The sequence below is a fragment of the Nocardia sp. NPDC004722 genome (genome assembly GCF_053601505.1).
Genome location: NZ_JBSGBY010001113.1, coordinates 1 through 1,073, shown reverse-complemented (window position 1 = coordinate 1,073; position 1,073 = coordinate 1). Strand labels below are relative to the sequence as shown.

General features: G+C 69.6%; 2 protein-coding genes and 1 pseudogene. All 3 read left to right on the top strand.

Translation table 11 applies throughout. The features are described from left to right. Nucleotides 1–312: pseudogene (locus tag ACWELQ_RS46175) on the top strand (hypothetical protein); the annotation flags it as partial. A 160-nt stretch (nucleotides 313–472) separates the two neighbouring features. After that, on the top strand, nucleotides 473–733 hold the full coding sequence (locus ACWELQ_RS46170) for a hypothetical protein (protein ID WP_452403269.1): 261 nt from the start codon (nucleotides 473–475) through the stop codon (nucleotides 731–733). 29 nt (nucleotides 734–762) lie between these two features. Beyond that, entirely contained in the window at nucleotides 763–1,032 is a 270-nt protein-coding gene (locus ACWELQ_RS46165; protein ID WP_452403268.1) for a hypothetical protein, read from the top strand. Nucleotides 1,033–1,073 lie beyond the last annotated feature (41 nt).

Genomic DNA, 1,073 nt, shown 5'->3' with positions numbered 1-1,073 from the left:
GGCCCCGCCTTCGAAGGCGTCATCGACCTGATCGCGGCTCGCCCCCTCGCCGATGTCGCCGCCGAAATCTACGGCCCCCATTGGGATCTCGCCGAGCAGCACTACGCCAACCTGGTCTCCACCCTGACCGCACCCACCCCCGACCAGCTCCATGCCCGCATCCGCGCCCAAACCCGCCTCGGCGACATCATCCCCGTCCTGTGCAGCCCCTTCCCCCTAGCCGACGACCTCCCGCCACTCCTGGACGCCGTCCTCCGCTACCTCCCCTCCCCCTTGGACGTCTGCCAGCCCGAACACGCCCTCGACTACTGAGCACGCGACACGCGATTCAGCGGGTGACGTCGCGCGCGACTCACAGCTCGCACTTAACTTCCGCCAATATCACGCGCATCTCCCGCCGCCAGGATCTCCACCGCGGCCCGAACGAGCGAACGGCTCGTTCCGGAATCGCAACGACGACAGGAGAATTCCCATGGCCTACTCGAAGCTGTCGAGAATCACCGCCACCACCGCGGCCGCTCTCGGACTGTTCGCCGCCGTGGCGGGCGTCGCATCCGCGGACCCCGTCCCCGGCCAGCCGGGCGGCCCGATCGCGGGCCAGCAGTGTCCGCCGCCCGGTGACGCGCCGGGCCAGCCGCCGCAGGGCGATCAGCCGCAAGGCCAACCGCCGCAGGGGCAACCGCCCCAGGGCCAGCCCCCGGAAGGCCAACCGCCCCAGTGCCCGACGGCCTGACCTGTGGTCCAGTGATGAGGACGCACACTATGCCGACTTCCCCCTCCACAACCCTGCTGGTCGTCCGAACCTGCACCGCCATAGCCGGTTTCGCCGCCATCGCCGCGGCGACAACGCTCACCGGTAATCCGCCGACGGTGCTGGCCGGAACCGACGTCGGCTCGGCGATCTCGCCTTCGGGGCTGGCCGCAGGGTCGACCAGCAGCTCGCCTCACCAATGCACCGCCGCCGGTTTGGCCATCAGCATCAGCGGCGAGTCCGCGGTTGATTGCAGCGGAATCACCACCGGCAGCTCCTAGCACGGGGGCGGCAGGAAACCGATGTCGGTGAAGTAGTCGAT